18 protein-coding genes and 3 tRNA genes are annotated in these 15,534 nt (G+C 65.2%); 8 read left to right on the forward strand and 13 right to left on the reverse strand.

Features of this window, described 5'->3' with window-relative positions; all coding sequences use genetic code 11:
* The first annotated feature begins 94 nt into the window (after positions 1-94).
* A complete protein-coding gene (locus AC1U2B_RS15685) occupies positions 95-1,036 on the forward strand; it encodes an endonuclease/exonuclease/phosphatase family protein (RefSeq protein WP_480217481.1) in 942 nt (313 codons plus the stop codon).
* Between the two features lies 1 nt (position 1,037).
* On the opposite strand, the gene AC1U2B_RS15690 is transcribed toward AC1U2B_RS15685, so the two are convergent.
* Together AC1U2B_RS15690 and AC1U2B_RS15695 are read right to left on the reverse strand one after the other, a co-directional pair.
* Positions 1,038-1,700 carry a M15 family metallopeptidase gene (locus tag AC1U2B_RS15690; RefSeq protein WP_480217482.1) on the reverse strand — a complete coding sequence of 221 codons (663 nt, stop codon included), beginning with the start codon at positions 1,698-1,700 and terminating at the stop codon, positions 1,038-1,040.
* An 80-nt stretch (positions 1,701-1,780) separates the two neighbouring features.
* Positions 1,781-2,500 carry a TetR/AcrR family transcriptional regulator gene (locus tag AC1U2B_RS15695; RefSeq protein ID WP_480217483.1) on the reverse strand — a complete coding sequence of 240 codons (720 nt, stop codon included), beginning with the start codon at positions 2,498-2,500 and terminating at the stop codon, positions 1,781-1,783.
* A gap of 188 nt (positions 2,501-2,688) precedes the next feature.
* On the opposite strand from AC1U2B_RS15695, the gene AC1U2B_RS15700 reads away from it, so the two are divergent.
* From AC1U2B_RS15700 to AC1U2B_RS15720, 5 genes are read left to right on the forward strand one after another with little or no spacing between them, the layout of a single operon-like run.
* On the forward strand, positions 2,689-3,546 hold the full coding sequence (locus AC1U2B_RS15700; RefSeq protein WP_071285812.1) for an SDR family NAD(P)-dependent oxidoreductase: 858 nt from the start codon (positions 2,689-2,691) through the stop codon (positions 3,544-3,546).
* The gene (locus AC1U2B_RS15705; RefSeq protein WP_480217484.1) at positions 3,543-4,406 is read left to right on the forward strand and encodes an SDR family NAD(P)-dependent oxidoreductase; all 864 of its coding nucleotides are present in this window, start codon (positions 3,543-3,545) and stop codon (positions 4,404-4,406) included. Before AC1U2B_RS15700 ends, AC1U2B_RS15705 begins: the two co-directional genes overlap by 4 nt.
* Before the next feature lie 5 nt (positions 4,407-4,411).
* On the forward strand, positions 4,412-5,938 hold the full coding sequence (locus AC1U2B_RS15710) for a flavin-containing monooxygenase (protein ID WP_480217485.1): 1,527 nt from the start codon (positions 4,412-4,414) through the stop codon (positions 5,936-5,938).
* Entirely contained in the window at positions 5,935-7,464 is a 1,530-nt protein-coding gene (locus AC1U2B_RS15715; RefSeq protein ID WP_480217486.1) for a flavin-containing monooxygenase, read from the forward strand. The genes AC1U2B_RS15710 and AC1U2B_RS15715 overlap by 4 nt, the downstream gene beginning before the upstream one ends.
* Positions 7,461-8,489, forward strand: coding sequence for an alpha/beta hydrolase (locus AC1U2B_RS15720; protein ID WP_480217487.1), 1,029 nt, complete (start codon positions 7,461-7,463; stop codon positions 8,487-8,489). The genes AC1U2B_RS15715 and AC1U2B_RS15720 overlap by 4 nt, the downstream gene beginning before the upstream one ends.
* A 352-nt stretch (positions 8,490-8,841) precedes the next feature.
* Here AC1U2B_RS15720 and rplA read toward each other — a convergent pair whose 3' ends face one another.
* The 11 genes from rplA to AC1U2B_RS15775 form a co-directional block, all read right to left on the reverse strand.
* Complete coding sequence (rplA, locus tag AC1U2B_RS15725; RefSeq protein ID WP_043401608.1) at positions 8,842-9,552, reverse strand: 50S ribosomal protein L1; 711 nt, start codon at positions 9,550-9,552, stop codon at positions 8,842-8,844.
* Between the two features lie 85 nt (positions 9,553-9,637).
* Entirely contained in the window at positions 9,638-10,069 is a 432-nt protein-coding gene (gene rplK, locus AC1U2B_RS15730) for a 50S ribosomal protein L11 (RefSeq protein WP_043401604.1), read from the reverse strand.
* 71 nt (positions 10,070-10,140) lie between these two features.
* Positions 10,141-10,959, reverse strand: a complete 819-nt coding sequence (gene nusG, locus AC1U2B_RS15735) for a transcription termination/antitermination protein NusG (RefSeq protein WP_480217488.1) — start codon at positions 10,957-10,959, stop codon at positions 10,141-10,143.
* A gap of 52 nt (positions 10,960-11,011) precedes the next feature.
* Positions 11,012-11,470 carry a preprotein translocase subunit SecE gene (secE, locus tag AC1U2B_RS15740; RefSeq protein WP_071285743.1) on the reverse strand — a complete coding sequence of 153 codons (459 nt, stop codon included), beginning with the start codon at positions 11,468-11,470 and terminating at the stop codon, positions 11,012-11,014.
* A gap of 63 nt (positions 11,471-11,533) precedes the next feature.
* Positions 11,534-11,606, reverse strand: a tRNA-Trp gene (locus AC1U2B_RS15745).
* A 144-nt stretch (positions 11,607-11,750) separates the two neighbouring features.
* On the reverse strand, positions 11,751-12,263 hold the full coding sequence (gene hadC, locus AC1U2B_RS15750; protein WP_071285744.1) for a (3R)-hydroxyacyl-ACP dehydratase subunit HadC: 513 nt from the start codon (positions 12,261-12,263) through the stop codon (positions 11,751-11,753).
* Positions 12,264-12,266: 3 nt separating this feature from the next.
* Positions 12,267-12,695: a (3R)-hydroxyacyl-ACP dehydratase subunit HadB gene (gene hadB, locus AC1U2B_RS15755; protein ID WP_071285745.1), complete on the reverse strand. Its 429-nt coding sequence runs from the start codon at positions 12,693-12,695 to the stop codon at positions 12,267-12,269.
* Entirely contained in the window at positions 12,682-13,161 is a 480-nt protein-coding gene (hadA, locus tag AC1U2B_RS15760; RefSeq protein ID WP_043401587.1) for a (3R)-hydroxyacyl-ACP dehydratase subunit HadA, read from the reverse strand. The genes hadB and hadA overlap by 14 nt, the downstream gene beginning before the upstream one ends.
* A gap of 9 nt (positions 13,162-13,170) precedes the next feature.
* Positions 13,171-13,338 (reverse strand): 50S ribosomal protein L33, encoded by a 168-nt coding sequence (gene rpmG, locus AC1U2B_RS15765; RefSeq protein ID WP_003881823.1) that lies wholly within the window; start codon positions 13,336-13,338, stop codon positions 13,171-13,173.
* Positions 13,339-13,375: 37 nt separating this feature from the next.
* Positions 13,376-13,452 (reverse strand) — tRNA-Met (locus tag AC1U2B_RS15770).
* Positions 13,453-13,519: 67 nt separating this feature from the next.
* Positions 13,520-13,592 (reverse strand) — tRNA-Thr (locus tag AC1U2B_RS15775).
* 251 nt (positions 13,593-13,843) lie between these two features.
* Between AC1U2B_RS15775 and AC1U2B_RS15780 the strand changes: the two genes are divergently transcribed.
* On the forward strand, positions 13,844-14,557 hold the full coding sequence (locus tag AC1U2B_RS15780; RefSeq protein ID WP_480217489.1) for an MBL fold metallo-hydrolase: 714 nt from the start codon (positions 13,844-13,846) through the stop codon (positions 14,555-14,557).
* Between the two features lie 121 nt (positions 14,558-14,678).
* Entirely contained in the window at positions 14,679-15,515 is an 837-nt protein-coding gene (locus tag AC1U2B_RS15785) for a DUF8453 domain-containing protein (protein ID WP_480217490.1), read from the forward strand.
* Positions 15,516-15,534: the final 19 nt, after the last annotated feature.

A 15,534-nucleotide genomic window follows, 5' to 3' on the forward strand; every position in this document is an offset into this window, starting at 1 on the left:
TCACCATGGCGAGTCCAAACATACGTCCGGTACATTTTTCGGAATGGCTTGACGTGCACCGGCGCACAAGAAGGACGGAGGGCGAATCATCGCGATGTGGCAGTCAGTTCTGACGTACACCGGCGCTATCGCGCTGGGCGCAGCCATCGCCGGTCTCGCGGTGCGCTGGATTCCGATCGTCAACAGGTTGTTGTTGGCGCTGGCCGCCGGCGTGCCGTACCTGGTTCTCGGCGCTCCGGTGGCTGCCGTGCTGTTCGGCGCCGCAGGAGACTGGCCGCTGGCGGCGGTCGCCGTCGCGACCACCGTCGCCGCGGCCGTCCTGCAGGTACCGCTGTTCCGGCGCGCGAAGGCACCGTCGGGCACTGCGCTGCGGTTCCTTTCGGCCAATCTGCGCTACGGGCGAGCCGAGGCCGAACCCATCGTCCGCTACGCCGAGGAGAGCGCGGACATCGTTGCGCTGCAAGAACTTACGCCTGCCGCGCTGGCACGGCTGGCGGCGGCCGGCCTGGACCGGATGTTCCCGTACCGCGCCCTGCGCGAGATGGACGAGCCAGGCGGGGTGGGCATCTGGAGTCGCTACCCGATCACCGACATCCGCATCGACGACGGCTTCTGGCTCGGCATGCTGGCCGTCGGCGTCCAGCTCCCCGAGGCGCCTGTCGCCAGAGTGATGACCGTCCACCTGTCCGCGCCGTGGCCGGATCCCTTGCAGGGCTGGCGCGATGACCTGGCTCGGCTCGCCGACACGTTGCTGAAGGCAGCCCAGGCAAGCTCCGGCCCGGTGCTGCTGGCTGGTGACCTCAATGCCACCCCGGACATGCGCGAGTTCCGGCGGCTGCTGCGGCAGGGCTATCAGGATGCCGGCGCGCAGGCCGGCGCCGGGGTGGTCCGCACGCATCCGGCCGACATCGTCGCTCCGCCGGTCTTCGCCGTCGACCACATCCTGACGCGCGGCTACGTGGCCACCTCGGTGCGGACGCTGCAGGTGCCCGGCTCCGATCACCGGGCGCTACTGGCCCAGTTGGTCGCCGGCTGACTCAGTTCACCGGCACGTCGAGGATCGGGCGCGGCTCGGCCGCCCCCGGGCCGTTGAAGTGCCACCACTCCCCCGGATACACGCTCAGACCACCGGCGACCATGGCGTCCCGCAGCCGGGCGCGGTTGGCCTGCTGTGCAGGGGTGACGCCGGTGGTCGCGTAGGCCGTCGCGCGCGGGCTGAAGTCGTCGAAATCGGTTCCCATGTCGACGCCGGTGATGGTCACGTCCACCGACAGACCGGACTCGTGGCTGCGCGCGAACTGGCTGGGTTTGGCGACCCAGTTCGGGTCCGGTACAGCCTGGAACATCCGGACCTGCACCTCATGCGGGCGGTAGCAGTCCCAGAACGTCAGCACCTCGCCGTGCGCGCGCAGAATCCGGGCGGCGGTGGCCAGCCCCGGCGCCATCGATTCGTGGATCAGGCACCGCGCGTCGGCCGGGTACAGCGGTACCCCGACGAAATTGTTGGCAGTGGCGTACCGCAGGTCGATCACCGCGTCGGGGACGACGGTCCGGACGTCGATCAGCCCGGCCGCCGCGGCCTGCGGCGATACTGGCGGCGGCGCGGGTTGCGGTGCCGCCGAGGCCATGCCGAGGTCTGAGCCGAAATTTCCGACGGCCAGCAGAGCGCCCAAGGTGACGGCGAGTGTTCGCACGAACATGTGTCGAGGTTGCCAGATCCCGGCGCCGAATCACCACGGGATCGCAGGATGTCGCTTGCGGCCATCTGGTGGTGCGCAGCTCAGCGTCTGGGCGATGCCTTCTTTGCGCGCGGAGCCTTTGCAGCTTTCCCTCCGCGTGCCGGCTTCGTCTTCGACGGCACCGGCTCATCATCTGCTGCCTGTGGTGTGGCCAGCCTGTCCATCCACATTCGCAGCGTGGTCACCAACACCGCCGCACTCTGATCCGCATCCGTCATCCCGATGGCTTGAGAAATCGCCAATCCACTTCCGGTGGCGACGATGGCCTCGATCGCTTCGTCGACGCGCGGGTCCGCCGGATCAACGCTCTCCGGTACCAGGTCCTGGACCATCACCCTGACCGATTCCCGGAACCGATCGATGGTTTCCCTGGTCCCCGCGGTCTGATCAGGATCCGCCAAAGTACTCAACACATACTCTGAGCTCAGCACGGTGAGCGCGATGTCCGAGGACAGCCGGGACCACCAGACCGCCAGTAGATCGAACCGGGTCTCCATCGAATCCGATTCACCGACAAGCATTTCCAGCAGTTTGGTGACTTCCGCCAGATAGCGCGTCCGGAGAACTTCGAGGCAGAGCTCCTCTTTGCCCGCAAAATTGCTGTAGACGGCACCAATGGTGCGTCCGGCGTCGGCCGCGATGGCCGCGATGGACGTGCCGTGATAGCCGTTCGCGTGAAACAGCCGCGCCGCCGAATCGAGCACATCCTGGCGCGTTTGAGCCTGGCTCTCCGCGCGGGTCAACACCTTCCGAGTCGCCACTGTGTCCTCCGCACGTACGCCAACCATTCGCCGACGAGGCGCAAGACTACCGCTTCGGTGCGCTCAAATTTGGGATTGCACCATTCTTTGAATATGGCTAATATCCGAAATGCATCGTGCAGCCGACAGAGGAGTCGATCCATGACCGTTACGCGCACATCGACCAGCACGGCCGAAGGGCATCGATCATGGCGGTGACGGTGGTAACGGGCGCAGGCAGCGGCATCGGGCGCGCGACGGCCTTGCGGTTCGCGCGCAACGGCTCCGCGGTCGTCGTGGCCGATATCAACGAACAGACCGGCCACGAAACGGTCGGGCTGATCGAGAACGCCGGTGGCAGTGCGGTGTTCCGCCGGCTCGACGTCGCCGACCTCGCCGACTGGGAAGACTTCACCGACTGGGTATGCACCGAGCACGGCGTGCCAGATGTCGTGGTCAACAACGCGGGCATCCTGATCGGCGGTGGATTCCTGGAGCAGACGAACGCGGACTGGCGGCGGATGATCCAGATCAACATGATGAGCCCCCTGATCGGGTCTCGATTGTTCGTGCAGCGCATGACCGACTCCGGCGTGCGCGGTCACATCGTCAACGTGTGCTCGGTCGGAGCCTTCCTGCCTACGTCCATCGCCCCCTCGTATGTGGTCGCCAAAGCCGGCGCATGGTTCGGCACGCAGGCACTACGTGCCGAGTTCGGGGACAAGGGCATCGGTGTCAGCGCGATCTGCCCCGGACTGATCCGAACAAGCCTGGCAGCCAACGGAACTCGTGGTGGCGTGAGCGACTCTGACAGTTCGGATTGGGCATCGAAGCTCGCCGCCGGCCATCGCTACATCGGCCGTTCCCCGGATCGCGTGGCGGGTGCGATCGAACGCGCGGTGCGCTGGAATCTGTCGACCGTCCCCGTCGGGATCGAAGCATGGGCCGGCTGGTACCTGTACCGACTGTCACCGAGTGCGGCCCGCGGTTTCTACGGACTGTTCACGATGTCACTCGTGGACAAGGCTGTTGCCCTGTCCGGCAAGGTCTTCGGAGGGAAGCGATGAAAAACGTCATCATCACCGGCGCGGGCGCGGGAATCGGGCGGGAGACGGCAAAGTTGTTCGCCGCCAAGGGCAGTCGAGTCATCGTCGCCGACATCAACTTGCCCGCCGCGAAGGAGACGGTCGAGCAGATCCTCACCGCCGGCGGCCAAGCCGTGGCCTACCGACTGGACGTGTCCAGCGAGGACGAGTGGGAATCATTCGGCGCGTGGATGTTCGCCCACTTCGGCGCACCGCATGTGCTGATCAACAACGCGGGCGTCATGGACCTCGGCGGTTTCGTCGAGATGAGTGCCGCACAGTGGCAGCGCGAGATCGACATCGATCTGATGAGCGTCATCTACGGGTCTCGGGTGTTCGCGCAGCAGATGATCGACGACGGGATTCGCGGGCAGATCGTCAACCTGTCGTCAGCAGCCGCGTACTTTCCGTCCAAGCTCGAGCCGGCGTATGGGGTCGCGAAGTCAGCGGTCCTGATGGCCTCGCAGTCGTTGCGAGTGGAGTTGCGTAGCAAGGGGATCGGCGTCACGGCCATCTGCCCGGGCGCGATCCGCACCAATCTGCTCGCCAACGGTGAGCGGGCCGGGCTCACCGCAGAGCAGCAGGCCGCGTGGCGCGAGAGCGCAGGTGGAATACAGCGCTATGCCTACACCTCGCCGCAGAAGGTGGCCAGGGCGATCGAACGGGCAGTGCGGTGGGATTCGGCCATTGTGCCGGTCGCTCCGGAAGCATGGCTGCTGTACGGGCTGTTCCGGCTCTCGCCCAGTCTCACCCGCGAAATACTCGCGCGCGCGTCGTTCGATCGCATCGAGTCCGTGATCCCCGTGGCCGGCAAGGCCCTCGCCCGGCTGACCGGGAAGTAGGAGGTATGGCAATGACATCCACCCCTGAGTTCGAGGTTGTGGTCATCGGTGCGGGTTTCGGTGGCATCAATGCCGGCGTCCGGCTCCGGCAAGCCGGGATCGAGAACTTCGTCATTCTCGACAAATGGAACAAGGTCGGTGGGACGTGGAACGCCAACCACTACCCCGGTGTCGCCGTCGATATTCCGTCGTTCATCTATCAGTTCAGCTATCACCAAAAGGGTGACTGGTCACGGCTGTTCGCGCCGGGCCACGAAATCCAGGCGTATGCGGAGGAGGTCGTGGACGCCCACGGCCTGCGGCCAAAACTGCGCTTGGGCACCACGGTCACCGGATGCCGGTTCGATGAGGCGAGCGACATCTGGCACGTCAGCACCGACTCCCGCGAGTTCACAGCCCGGTTCATCATCGCGGGCATCGGCGGCCTGGAGGTGCCGAACCTGCCTGATATCGCAGGCATCGACAGCTTCGGCGGGACGGTGTTGCACACCGCCGCCTGGGATCACAGTGTCGATCTGCGGGGCAAGCGGGTCGGGGTGATCGGCACGGGAGCCAGTGCGCTGCAACTGATTCCGGAGGTCGCCAAAGTCGCCTCACACCTGACGGTGTTCCAGCGCACGCCGATCTGGGTGGCACCCAAGCCGGATTGGCATACCGGGCCCGTCACCAAAGCGGTACTGGGCACTCCGCTGCTGCGCCGGCCGCTGCGCGCCGTCGGCCTGGCCGGCGTCGAGGTCGGAATCGGCGCAGGCATGCTGCACGGCAGGCGGCTGATGCCGCTGATCCGCGGCGCCGAGGCCGCGTTGAAACTATGGATGCGCACCCAGGTCAAGGATCCGGTGACGCGGGAGAAGCTCACCCCCAAGTACCTGCTGGGCTGCAAGCGGCCATCGATGCACAACGAGTACTTCAAGACCTACAACCTGCCGCATGTCGACCTGGTGACCGACCCGATCGAAAAGGTCACCCCCGATGCGGTGGTCACCGGAGACGGCGCGGCGCACGAGATCGACGTGTTGGTCTGCGCCACCGGCTTCAAGGTGATGGCCAAGGGCAGCACCCCACCGTTCCCGACCCTCGGCCGTGACGGGGTGGACCTCAACGAGTTCTGGGAAGCCAACCGCTACCAGGCCTACCAGGGCGTCTCTGCACCGAAGTTCCCCAACGCCTTCCTCGTCATCGGCCCGTACGCCTATGCGCCGGGCTCGTATCTGGTGTTGATCGAGTCGACCGGTGACCACGCCGTGCGCGTGATCACCGAGGCGCGACAGCGCGGAGCCACCCGGGTTGAGGTCCAGCAGGAGCCTCACGACCGCTTCTTCGAGGACATGCAGAAGCGCGTTGCCCGCACCCCATTGATGACCCCGGCATGCGGTGGCTCCAATACCTACTACCTGAATCATCACGGAGATGCCGCGGCGTTCCGCCCGACCACGGTCCTGGAGATGCGTTGGGCGAACAAGCATTTCCCGCTGTCGGACTACCGGTTCACTCGGAACACGGTGCAATTGAACGAAGGTGTGAGCGTATGAGCTCGACACCTCAATTCGAAGTGGCCGTCATCGGCGCCGGACCCGGCGGCATCGCGGCAGGTGTGAAACTCCGCAAGGCCGGCATCGACGACTTCGTCATTCTCGAGCGCGCAGACGATGTCGGCGGCAGCTGGCACGAGAACCACTACCCCGGTCTCGGCGTGGACATTCCGACCATTGCCTATCAGTACTCATTCGAGCGCAACGCGAACTGGGATCGTTTCTTCGCCAAGGGCGCGGAGGTCAAGCAGTACCACGTCGACGTCGCCCGGAAATACGAGCTGTACCCGCGTATTCGGTTCAACACCAACGTCGAACGCGAAGAGTGGGACGACACCGGCAGCTTCTGGAAGCTGCACACCGCCGACGGCTCCGTCGTCACAGCACGGTTCGCGATCAGCGCGGTGGGTGCGTTCGTCCGGCCCAAGGAGGACATCGGGATCGCGGGGGCGAAGTCGTTCAACGGCAAGGTGCAGCGCCCGTCCAACTGGGACGACGACTACGACATGGCAGGCAAGAAGGTCGGCATCATCGGCACCGGAGCCAGTGCGGTGCAGATCATTCCGGCGATCGCCCCGCAGGTCGGCCAGCTGACGGTATTCCAGCGCACCCCGGTGTGGTCGATTCCCAAGCCGGACTTCCAAGTGCCCACGGCCATGAAGAAACTGCTGGCGATCCCCGGTGTGCAGGCCACCATCCACGGGGGCGTGCTGGTCGTGATCGACCTGATTCTTCGTGGGGCACTGAGGACGTCGCATTCCACACTCGATCGTGCCGATGCCTTCTGCATCCGCGGCTACCGCAGGTATGTGGCCAGCACAGTGCACGACCCGGAGACGAGCGCGAAGCTGACGCCGAACTTCGGTCTGCTCGCCAAGCGGCCGACGATGTCCAACGGCTACCTGCAGGCCTACAACCGCGCCAACGTATCGCTGGTCACCGATCCGATCGAAAAGATCACTCCGACCGGTATCCGAACCCGCGACGGCGTGCACCACAAGTTCGATGTGCTGATCCTGGCCACCGGATACGAGGTGTTCTCTGATCCGGAAACGTATCGCCCGGGAACTATCATGGGCCGCAACGGTTTCGACCTCGCCAAGTTCTACAACGAGGAGGGGCTGCAAGCATACGAAAGCGTCTCGGTGCCCGGGCTACCCAACCGGTGGACGCTGTGCGGCCCGTACTCGTGGACTGGGTCGGGCTGGCACGCCTTCGTGGAAATGACCGCCGACCACGCCGTCCGCGCCATCACCGAGACCCGGCGTCGCAACGCGCACATATGCGAGGTCCGCAAAGAAGCTGCCGACGCCTACCACCGCGCGATCTACCAGCGAGCCGGACTGCTGCGCTACTACCTGGCGGACCTCAACGGACATGTCCCCACCTATTACCGCAATTCGCAGGGCGACACCACCTACATCCGACCCTCAGGCTTTTTCGAAGCGAGCCGCGGCAACCGCAAGTTCCCGCTTGACGACTACCGCTACGAAATCGCGACCGCTATCGAGCAAGTCCCGGCATGAGCGGGCTCGAGTCCGTGACCATCGAGTTGCCCAGCCGTGCGAGCCTGTCGCTACGCGTCGCCGATGCGTTGGGCCGCAGAATGATTCGGCCCTCGTTGGACGCGATCGCGCGGTTGGCTTGGCGCGGCCCGCTGCGCGGCACCCCCGCTTTCCGCATCGCGAACCTCGCCGACCTGCTCACCGTCCCGCTGCGGGCGCCCCGCGGCACGCGCCGCCGTGCGCTGCGTTTCGCCGACTTCCGCGCGGAATGGCTGTGGCACAAGACGATCGCGGGCCCAGCCGATGTCATGGGCGGTGCGATCCTCTACTTCCACGGCGGCGGCTTCGTCACCGGCGGGCTGCACAGCCATCGCCGGATCGCGGGACGCATCACCCGCGCCGCGGGCCTCCCGCTCTTGAACGTGGACTACCGCCAGCTGCCGGCAGCCCACATCACGGAAACCGTCGCCGACGCGCTCCACGCGTACCAGCACCTGCTCGGCCGCGGCTTCGACCCCGAAAAGATCGTGTTCGCCGGTGATTCCGCGGGCGGCGGCCTGACCTTCGCCACGGCGCTGGCGGCACGTGAGCGCGGATTTCCGATGCCAGGCGGCATCGCCGCCATCGCGCCGTGGGCCGATCTCGATCCGGCCCACAGGCTTGCCCACCCCAACGATCGGACGGACGCCGTACTGTCGGCCTTCACGCTCTCGGTCCCGGCCCTGGTCGGTTTCGCGGCCGGAGGCGATCTGGATCCGCGGTGGTCTCCGGTGAACCACGACTTCACCGGACTCCCACCGGTTTTCATCCAGGTCGGCTCAACCGAAGTACTGCTGGCCGACGCCGAACAGTTGGCTCAGCGCTGTCGTGAGGCGGGAGTCCGCTGCACCGTGCAGATCTGGGATCGCGCACTGCACGTCTTCCAGGCCGGCGCCGACGTCCTCCCGGGTGCCCGGGCCGCCATCGCGGACATGGGTCGCACCATCCGCGCGTTCGTCGAGGCCGATGCTGCGTCGCTCCCCACCGGCCACGGCACGGCGGCGTGATCCTTACGCCCCGACCGGTATTCAGACAGCGGTCTCGTCGGCCACCGGTCGGGGTGCGGTCGCGCGGAACCAACTCTGCCACTGGCTCACTGACGAGTCGGTGCGAAAGCGCCCGCAACCCCCTGGCTTGCAGAGCGCGCAGTCCGAACCCGCACGGCAGTGCTGGTGGGCGGCACGATCGTGGCCGCACAGACAGTTGCTCATGGATTCGATGGTTGGCGACGCACCTGTGACAGCCGCTAAACGAACCTGAACCGCATCTGAGAACGCAGTCATTGTGAGATATGCAACGAACCCCCGCACGACCGGAGTCGTACGGGGGTTCGTAGTAAAAGCGGATGTGGCCTGGGGCCTACGCCTCTTCGGTGAAGTTCCGGGTGACCGACGGGTCGACCGGGATGCCCGGGCCGGTGGTCGTCGAGAGGACGACCTTCTTCAGGTAACGGCCCTTCGATGACGACGGCTTGGCGCGCAGCACCTCGTCCAGCGCGGCACCGTAGTTCTCGGCCAGCTTGACCTCGTCGAACGACGCCTTGCCGATGATCAGGTGCAGGTTGGCCTGCTTGTCGACACGGAAGTTGATCTTGCCGCCCTTGATGTCGGACACGGCCTTGGCCACGTCCGGGGTGACGGTGCCGGTCTTCGGGTTCGGCATCAGACCACGCGGGCCGAGGACGCGGGCGATCTTACCGACCTTGGCCATCTGGTCCGGCGTCGCGATCGCGGCGTCGAAGTCGGTCCACCCACCCTGGATACGCTCGATCAGGTCATCGCTACCGACGGCATCGGCGCCGGCGGCCACAGCGGCCTCGGCCTTCTCACCAACCGCGAACACCACTACGCGGGCGGTCTTACCGGTGCCGTGCGGCAGGTTGACGGTGCCACGCACCATCTGGTCTGCCTTACGAGGATCAACACCCAGCCGGATCGCAACCTCGACGGTCGCGTCCTGCTTCTTCGAGGACGTCTCCTTGGCCAGCTTCACGGCCTGGAGCGGGGTGTACAGGTTGTCGCGGTCCACCTTCTCGGCAGCTTCGCGGTATGCCTTGCTGTTCTTGCTCATTTGAATCTCCAGTTCAGAGGTGTGGTTAGCGAGCCGAAGCGGGCTCTTCCACGGGTGGATTCACGCAGCTGCGCGAATCCGGGGATTACTCGACCGTGATACCCATCGACCGGGCAGTGCCGGCGATGATCTTGGCAGCGGCGTCGATGTCGTTCGCGTTGAGATCTTCCTTCTTGGTCTCGGCGATTTCGCGGACCTGGTCCCAGCTGATCTTGGCGACCTTGGTCTTGTGCGGCTCGGCCGAACCCTTCTGGATACCCGCAGCCTTGAGCAGCAGACGCGCTGCCGGCGGGGTCTTCAGAACGAACGTGAAGGTGCGGTCTTCGTAGACGCTGATCTCCACGGGGATGACGTTTCCGCGCTGGCTTTCTGTCGCAGCGTTGTACGCCTTGCAGAATTCCATGATGTTGACGCCGTGCTGGCCGAGCGCCGGACCCACGGGCGGGGCGGGGTTGGCCGCGCCGGCCTGGATCTGCAGCTTGATCAGCCCGACGACCTTTTTCTTCTTCGGGGCCATTGGTGTGGTGTTCCTTTCTAGGTAGCCGCGGTGCGACTACATCCTGCTAATCGCGAGTTGGCAGTCCGCGATTAAATCTTGCTGACCTGTGTGAAGGTCAATTCGACCGGCGTCTCACGTCCGAAGATGGACACCAGCACCTTGAGCTTCTGCTGCTCGGCGTTGACCTCGCTGATCGACGCGGGCAGCGTCGCGAACGGGCCATCCATGACGGTGACGGACTCGCCGACCTCGAAGTCGACCAGAATCTCCGGACGCGCCAGGCTGGCTTCGCTGTCGGCACCCGACGCGGCGGCAGCCGAGGTCGCCTTGGCGGGCTTCTTCGCGGCGCCCTGCGGCAGCAGGAACTTGACGACGTCGTCGAGCGACAGGGCCGACGGCTTCGAGGTCGCACCGACGAACCCGGTCACACCCGGCGTGTTGCGCACGGCGCCCCACGACTCGTCGTTCAGATCCATGCGCACCAGGATGTAGCCCGGCAGCACCTTGCGGTTGACCTGCTTGCGCTGGCCGTTCTTGATCTCGGTGACCTCTTCGGTCGGTACCTCGACCTGGAAGATGTAGTCGCCGACGTCCAGGTTCTGGACGCGGGTCTCGAGGTTGGCCTTCACCTTGTTCTCGTAACCGGCGTACGAGTGGATGACGTACCACTCGCCGGCCTGACGCCGCAGCTGTTTCTTCAGCGCGACCGCGGGATCCTCGTCCTCGTCCTCGGGCTCCTCGGCGACGGCCTCCACCGTCTCGTCGACAACCACTTCGGTCGCCTCGGGCGCGTCGGCAACATCCGCGGTCTCCGAAGTTTCCGCGGTGTCGTCCAAGGTCTCCACCGACTCGACTGCCTCGGCGGTCACGTCGGACTCATCCGAAGGTGTCTCGCCATCGAAAGTCACGGTAGTCAGTCCTCTCTTACGTTCTTGAGCTCGTCACGGCGGGCGGACGGCGTCAGCCGAACACCCACATGACGAGCTTGGCGAGACCGAAGTCGACCCCACCGATCAGCGCCACCATGAAGACCAGGAACACCAGCACGACGGTCGTGTAGCCGATCATCTGCTTGCGGTTCGGCCAGATGACCTTCCGCAGCTCGGCGACGACCTGCTTGAGGAAGTTCCAGACGAACACGAAGGGGTTCCGAGTGGGGCCCGTCTTCTTGGACTTTTCAGCCTTCTTCGGCTTGGCCTTCTTGCCGGCGTCGGCCGCGCTGTCCTCGGCGTCAGAATCCGCCTCGACGGTGTCCGACCCGGACTCGTCGACCTCGACGGCCCGCCGGGCCCGCTTTCCGGTCGGACGCGCCGGGCGCGTCACAACTGCGGTCTGGCCCTGCGACTCGCTTTCGCCCGCGTCGGTGCCCGCATCAGTACCGGCGCCTGCGGAGCCGGCACTATCGCGCTCGTCGCTCACCGCATGCCTTTCGTCTGTTCCAGGTGGTCACAATTCCAGTGTCCACATCGGTATTCAGTTGAGCAGGGGCGACAGGACTTGAACCTGCAACCTGCGGTTTTGGAGACCGCTGCTCTGCCAATTGAGCTACGCCCCTTCAGCACCGACCAGGTCGGCGCTTCCGGCTGGGTCCTCACACAATTCGCGCGCTCCCCGATCGGTCGATCTGTAACCGACGGACAGCGCGCTGAAAAGGGTGGATCCCCGAGGACCGAGTGTACATCGGCCCCAGTCTGAGTTACTAATCCGCTCCGGCGGCCGAGCGGAGCACCTGCCCGGTCTCGCGGTCGTAGCGCACCGACACCGAATTGTCGCCTTCGTGGCCCATCAACGTGGTGAAGGCCTCCATGATGACGCCACCGTCGTCATCGGTGAGGGTGTTGCGGGTCAACACGATGTCGGCACCGAACCGGTGCTCGATCGACGCGATCTCGACGGTCGCGTGCAGCCGGTCCCCGACCTTGACCGGGCGGTGGTAGACGAATTTCTGGTCGACCTGGATGATCTGCATGGTCTCCATGCCGACGTCGACGGCGCGGAAGAAATCCTGCTGAACCAGCAGCGCGACGATCGACACGAACGTCGGACCGGCGATCAGGGTGTCGTGGCCCAATTCGGCCGCGGCGGCTTCATCCATCGACACGGGGTGGTCGGACTTGACTGCCTTGGCGTACTGCCGGACCTGCTCGCGCCCCACCGTGAACACCTGGGGGTACTTGTGAACCATCCCCAAGATGTCGGGATTCACCGGCATGGGCTAGGCCAACTTCGCGGTCGCGACAGCGCGACCGAAGATCTTCTTGCCGCCGGTGGTGGCGGAAAGCGCGATGGTGACCGACTTGGATTCCTCGTCGACCGACTTGACGCGGCCGGTGAAGATCAGCTCGGCGCCGATGCCGTCGTTGGGGACCGGGACGACCGAAGTGAAACGGACGTTGTACTCGGTGACGGCAGCCGGGTCACCGACCCAGTTGGTCACGAAGCCGCCGCCGAGACCCATGGTCAGCATGCCGTGGGCGATGGCGGTGTCCAGACCGACCTGCTTGGCGATCTCGTCGTCCCAGTGGATGGGGTTCAGGTCGCCGGAAACACCGGCGTAGTTGACCAGGTCCTGCCGGGTCAGCTTGATGGTCTTCTCGGGCAACTCGTCACCGACCTTGACCGAGCTGAATTCACGAAGCGCCATCTGAGAATCCCTTCTGTCCGTCCTCACCCGAACGACCCGCAAGGGTCGTGTAGGCCTCTTGAACGACATCACCACGATCGTTCGTGATGATGTTCTTGGTCACGATGATGTCGGTGCCGTGCGCCTGCCGAAACGAGTCGACATAGACGTCGTAGAAGAGCTTGTCGCCGGCCTTGATCGGCGCGAAGAACTTCAGCTCCTGATCGACGTGAATGATCTGGGCATCCGAGATGACGACACCAGCGTCCTCGAACATGGCCAACTGCGCCTGGTAGCCGAAGATGCTGATGAACGTCAGAGGCGCCAGCAGCGCGTCGTGCCCGAGTTCAGCCGCAGCCGACTCCTGGTGAAAGCATGCGTCATCGTTCTGGACGGCGATCGCGTGCTCACGAATCTTCTCGCGACCGACCTCGTAGCACTCAGGATGCCGGTAGTGATACCCGACAATTTCCGCCGACAGGCCCACGACGAGTGGCTAACGCGACTCTTTGTGCGGCTGATGTGTACCGCAGTTCGGGCAGAACTTCTTGATCTCAAGACGATCCGGGTCGTTACGACGGTTCTTCTTGGTGATGTAGTTACGGTGCTTGCACACCTCGCAGGCCAAGGTGATCTTCGGCCGTACGTCGGTACTCGACGCCACGTCTCTGCCTCTTTCGCTTCGTAAATCCCTGTTGTGCTGGTAGCGGTGGGGAGGCTCGATCTCCCGACCTCACGATTATGAGTCGTGCGCTCTAACCAGCTGAGCTACACCGCCCCGACAGACACAGGCGGCGCAGCGGCGGATTCTTACTTCCGTCGCTCCGCTCGCCATATGTCCACCGAGCCCCCTAACGGAATCGAACCGTTGACCTTTTCCTTACCATGGAAACGCTCTACCGACTGAGCTAAGGGGGCCTGACCCTCGGTTTCGAACTGTCGGTTACGACCGTCTGCCCCGTGGGCCTTAAAGAGGTTACCGTCTCGCTGAATCAGCTGCCAAAACGGCAGCGTAACCGCCCTATTTTGACTCCCCCGGGGGTTCCTGTCGCCGGTTTGCCCGATCTCGTCTCGCAGTTGTCCCAGGCTTCAACGATCGCGGGCTTCGAAACGTCCCGATTGACGCCACGCACTTCATCGCGGGCCGACCACCCTCCTAGGCTGTCCGCATGCCTGATGACCGCCTGTATTTCCGTCAGTTGCTCGCCGGCCGCGACTTCGCGGCGACCGACCCGATCGCCGCGCAGATGCGCAACTTCGCCTACCTGATCGGCGACCGGGAGACCGGCGACTGCGTGGTCGTCGACCCGGCTTACGCCGCGGGCGATCTGGTCGACGCCCTGGAGGCCGACGGCATGCACCTGTCCGGCGTGCTCGTCACCCACCATCACCCCGACCATGTCGGCGGCTCGATGATGGGCTTCGAGCTCAAGGGCCTGGCCGAACTGCTGGAGCGGGTCAGCGTGCCGGTGCACGTCAACGCCCACGAGGCCGACTGGGTGTCCCGGGTCACCGGCATCGCGCCGTCGGAGCTGACGTCGCACCAGCACGGCGACATCGTGGAGGTGGGGGCCGTGCCGATCGAGCTGTTGCACACCCCCGGACACACTCCCGGCAGCCAGTGTTTCCTGCTCGACGGCCGGTTGGTCGCCGGCGACACCCTGTTCCTGGAGGGCTGCGGCCGCACCGATTTCCCGGGCGGGAACGTCGATGACATGTTCCACAGCCTGCAGGCGCTGGCCGCGCTGCCCGGCGATCCGACGGTCTTCCCCGGGCACTGGTACTCGGCCGAACCCAGCGCGCCGCTCGACGACGTCCGTCGCTCCAACTACGTCTACCGGGCCAGCAACCTGGACCAGTGGCGCATGCTGATGGGCGGCTAGCGGCACAGTCGCCTGGTCATGAGCGCGCAGCTACGAACTTTCCTCCGTTGTACAAGTCAACCAGCGAATATTAGTCTCGGTGTCGGATTACCGATCGGTGAAATGACGACTGGGTGGCGCGGTGGACTGGATATCTCAACGCTGGAATGACCTGACGGGCCTGGGGTCGGGCAGCTGGCTGGCCATCGCGGCCTGGGCCGCGCTGGCGTTCGGCATCGTCGTGCTGATCGCGGTGAATCGTCAGCTGTCCAAGAATCGCCAGCTCAAGCGGGATCAGGTGCGTCCGCAGGTGACCATGTACATGGAGCCGCACGCATCCGACTGGCACCTGATCGAGCTGGTGGTCCGCAATTTCGGGCAGACCGCGGCGCACAACATCTCGTTCGAGTTCACCAATCATCCGACCGTCGCCATCTATGAGGATTCCGACCACGACGGCGAGCTCGACGTCACTGAGCTGCGGCTGCCCAGCGAACTCTCGGTCCTGGCCCCGGGGCAAGAGTGGCGAACCATCTGGGACTCGGCGATCAGCCGGGAGGAGCTGGGCGGGTCGATCCGGTCCCGGTTCGAGGGGACGCTCACCTACTACGACCTGGCGGCCCCCGCGCCCGGCAAGAAGTCCCGATTCGCGCCGAAGCCCCGCGAGTACGAGTCGAAGGTGGTGCTCGACTGGGCCGCGCTGCAGCCGGTGCAGCGGCTGGAGCTGATGACGACGCATGACCTCGCCAAGCGGGAGAAGCAGAAGCTCGAGCTGCTCCGCAGCGTGCTGACGTACTTCCACTACGCCTCGAAGGAGACGCAGCCCGACGTCTTCCGCGCGGAGATCGACCGCATGAATCGGGCGGTCCGGGAAACCCAGGACCGCTGGCGCAGCCGCGAGGCCGACGAGACCACCGAACTGGAAATCCAGTGGGTCGACGAGGGTCCGAAGGGCCGGCACCGCAACGGCGTCCACTGACGGCGGCCGCCTCCGCGGG

The sequence above is a fragment of the Mycolicibacterium sp. P4_G11 genome, assembly GCF_056555145.1.

Coding starts and splice junctions, on each gene's coding strand:
- AC1U2B_RS15685 (WP_480217481.1), top strand. CDS start 95: ATGTGGCAGTCAGTTCTGACGTACACCGGCGCTATCGCGCTGGGCGCA.
- AC1U2B_RS15690 (WP_480217482.1), bottom strand. CDS start 1,700: ATGTTCGTGCGAACACTCGCCGTCACCTTGGGCGCTCTGCTGGCCGTC.
- AC1U2B_RS15700 (WP_071285812.1), top strand. CDS start 2,689: ATGGCGGTGACGGTGGTAACGGGCGCAGGCAGCGGCATCGGGCGCGCG.
- AC1U2B_RS15705 (WP_480217484.1), top strand. CDS start 3,543: ATGAAAAACGTCATCATCACCGGCGCGGGCGCGGGAATCGGGCGGGAG.
- AC1U2B_RS15710 (WP_480217485.1), top strand. CDS start 4,412: ATGGCAATGACATCCACCCCTGAGTTCGAGGTTGTGGTCATCGGTGCG.
- AC1U2B_RS15715 (WP_480217486.1), top strand. CDS start 5,935: ATGAGCTCGACACCTCAATTCGAAGTGGCCGTCATCGGCGCCGGACCC.
- AC1U2B_RS15720 (WP_480217487.1), top strand. CDS start 7,461: ATGAGCGGGCTCGAGTCCGTGACCATCGAGTTGCCCAGCCGTGCGAGC.
- rplA (WP_043401608.1), bottom strand. CDS start 9,552: ATGAGCAAGAACAGCAAGGCATACCGCGAAGCTGCCGAGAAGGTGGAC.
- rplK (WP_043401604.1), bottom strand. CDS start 10,069: ATGGCCCCGAAGAAGAAAAAGGTCGTCGGGCTGATCAAGCTGCAGATC.
- hadC (WP_071285744.1), bottom strand. CDS start 12,263: ATGCCGGTGAATCCCGACATCTTGGGGATGGTTCACAAGTACCCCCAG.
- hadB (WP_071285745.1), bottom strand. CDS start 12,695: ATGGCGCTTCGTGAATTCAGCTCGGTCAAGGTCGGTGACGAGTTGCCC.
- AC1U2B_RS15780 (WP_480217489.1), top strand. CDS start 13,844: ATGCCTGATGACCGCCTGTATTTCCGTCAGTTGCTCGCCGGCCGCGAC.